This window comes from Halobacteriovorax sp., assembly GCF_041587335.1.
In the GTDB taxonomy this organism is placed as follows: Bacteria; Bdellovibrionota; Bacteriovoracia; order Bacteriovoracales; family Bacteriovoracaceae; genus Halobacteriovorax.
The window spans coordinates 1-2,833 of sequence record NZ_JBFGYP010000231.1 but is presented as its reverse complement, the minus strand read 5'-3'; the positions used below and the strand labels follow the sequence as shown (position 1 = coordinate 2,833).

Sequence of the window (2,833 nt, the reverse complement as noted above, 5' to 3'; positions counted from 1 at the left end):
TGCTCATTACGCAGAAGAGATTGCTAGAACAAATGCACGTGCTCTCGAAGCTAAAAATTTAGATCAGTTAAATACAGCATTCATGAATAATATCAAAGACGTTACAAGTTATGACCTCTTTGAGTTGGATGGAAGAATTGTAAGACCATTGGTTCGTATGAATAGTTACATTACTGATACTCATTCGATTAAAGTGAAGGAATGGGCCCAGAAAACAAGAACAGAAGAGAATATTTATAAGAAGAGACTTGATGGTGGGGAGATTGGGATTGGTAAAAAGATTATGGCATTCAATCCTAAGACAGGACAAACTGAGCCTGTAGGTGTTATTGCTATCCGATTTAGTCCTAAGTCTCTTGCTGTTGAAAGTCAGGAAAGTACAAAGGCATACCTTGAAGCTTTAATGACTTCATTTTTAGTCGCAATTGTTTTCTTTTCAATCGTTTACTATCTAACAATAAAACCACTTGAAGAGATGAAGTACCAGATTGAAGAGGCGCTAAGAGGAAAGAGGCGAAACTTAGAAAGTCGTTTTCTTTTTAGTGAGATGAATGCATTGAGATCTTCAGTGAACTCTATACTTCAAAGAAATAGAGAGCTTCAAAACGAGGAAGTTGATGATGAATTTGCGGAAATGGAAAGTGATGAAGGATATGTAAATACCTTAAAAGAATTTATGAGAGGAGCTGGTGTTCCTGTACTCATTCTAGATTCCGAAAAAAATGTTCAGGCCTTAACAAATGAAGCTGAAGATATAACAGGTATTAGAGAGTCAAGCTCACAAGGTATGAATATTTCGGATGTTTCCAGAGAGAAGGGTTTTGCAGGAACTATTATTGAGTTATGTGATAACTCTGCTAATAACGGAGGGACAAACCAAGAAGGGGAATATGATCTTCAAGGTAACCCATATGAAATACATATTGCTAGTCTGTTAGGTAAAGATAATTTTGCAAAAGCATACTATATAACATTTGTGAGAGTATGAAGAGTCAAAGTATAAGGTTAACAAGAGACTTAAAAAAGCCCGAAGCTATAGGAACTCATTATAGAATTCTTTGCATGACTGGGAAGAATAAGGGGCTTGTTTATTATTTAAGAGGAAAGAGGCTAGTTCTAGGAAGAACAGAATCTGCTGATATTCAGGTTCTCGATGCAAAATCTTCTAGAGAGCATGCTGAGCTCACAAGGTTTGGAAACTCATATATCTTGACTGACTTGGGTTCACAGAATGGAATTATAGTTAATGATTTGAAAGTTAACCAACATCAGCTTTCAGATAGCGATAAGATAATAATAGGGCAAACAGTTTTTAAATTTAATATTATTGTTGTTGAGAATGAATTGATTGCTCTTGAGGAAGAAGATTTAGAGGATGATGAAGACGAAGATGATGATGAAGATGAGGAAGTAAAGAGTCCAAAGAAAAAGAAGGCTAAGGACGAGGCGGCTGCCAAAAAGAAAAAGTTAATTTATGGTCTTGTGATAATTGGATTACTGTTTGTATTTCTAGATGAGGGTGAAGAAGTTAAAAAAACACCAAAGAAAGCATCAGCAAAAGTTATCGAAGATAAGAGTTTGGCAACTGACTTAAAGAGAAGAAATCAGAATTATGATAAAGAAACGGAAGAGAAAATAGGAACAATCCTTCACCGTGGATTTAGAGAACTAAGAGAGAAGAATTATATAAGAGCAATTGAAGAATTTAGCTTGGCCCTAATATTAAGTCCAAACCATGGTAGAGCAAGTGCATATTTAGAAAAGTCTAGAATGCTCTTAGATGAAGAAGTAAAGAGTCAGTTCAATAAAGCGAAAAGAGAGATTGATTCATTAAAGTTTAAAAAAGCAGTTAGAATATATTGTTCAATTGTAAGATACCTTCAAGAAAGACCTGAAGATGAAAGATATAAGAGAGCTCAAAAAGAAATTGATATAATTGTTCAAGAGCAAGGATTAAGGGCTGATGAAGTTAAATGTTTCTAGAAATAACATTACTGTAGGCGAGTTTGATTTAACAAGTGAACTTACAATGGCCGGTCAAGGTCTCAGCTTCCTAATTGGTCGTTCAAATGAGTGTCATGTTTGCTTAGATGATAAGATGGTCTCTAGAGAGCATGCTCAACTTGATTATGATGGTCAAAATTGGAAAATAAAAGAAATCTCAGAGTTTGGAAAAGTTATTCTAAATGGCAGCCATGTTGTCGAGTCAGCTCTTCATAATGGTGATATGATTACGATTGGTCCATTTTCAATAATTTGTTTTATTAGCCAGTTTAATAAAGGTCAATTAACTGAGAATGTTCCAGAAGATATAGAAGAAAAAGAGGAAGAAGATACTGCTCCAATGACAGAAACTATTGCTTTGAGTAGTGATGATGAAATTGAAGAAGTGTCAGATGAACTCTCTGATGATATTAGCGAGAGTGACGATCTCGAGCCTCTAGATTCATTAGAAGAGGACGCTGCTGATGATAATGAAAGTGGAGAGGCCTCTGCAATAGGAGAGAATACATCTTTTTTTTCAGGTGAAAATAATGACGTAGAATTTCCTGAGGATAATGATGGAACAGAGACGTTTGGCGAAGATGTTGATAACGGAGATTATGAAGAGGAATATGATGACTACGGTCTAGATGATGACTTTGAAGATCAAGATGATAAAACTCAAGTCTTACAATCCTTTGCTTCATTCTTTGTTGAATTATTTGGTGAAAATGCACCATATGACAGGTTCAATGTTGATGAGCAAGAAGTCCTTATAGGTAGAGATCCTGCCAAATGTCAGATTGTTTTAAATGACCCAGAAGTCTCATCTACACATGCAAAGTTAAAG

At 35.3% G+C, this 2,833-nt stretch carries 3 protein-coding genes; all 3 read left to right on the top strand.

Features of this window, described 5'->3' with window-relative positions; translation table 11 throughout:
• A partial coding sequence (locus ABX784_RS16725; protein WP_372656204.1) for a hypothetical protein occupies positions 1-988 on the top strand: 988 nt, incomplete at its 5' end.
• On the top strand, positions 985-1,983 hold the full coding sequence (locus ABX784_RS16720; protein ID WP_372656203.1) for an FHA domain-containing protein: 999 nt from the start codon (positions 985-987) through the stop codon (positions 1,981-1,983). The genes ABX784_RS16725 and ABX784_RS16720, both read left to right, overlap by 4 nt.
• Positions 1,964-2,833: FHA domain-containing protein (locus tag ABX784_RS16715; RefSeq protein ID WP_372656202.1), on the top strand; the 870-nt coding region annotated here is incomplete at its 3' end. The genes ABX784_RS16720 and ABX784_RS16715, both read left to right, overlap by 20 nt.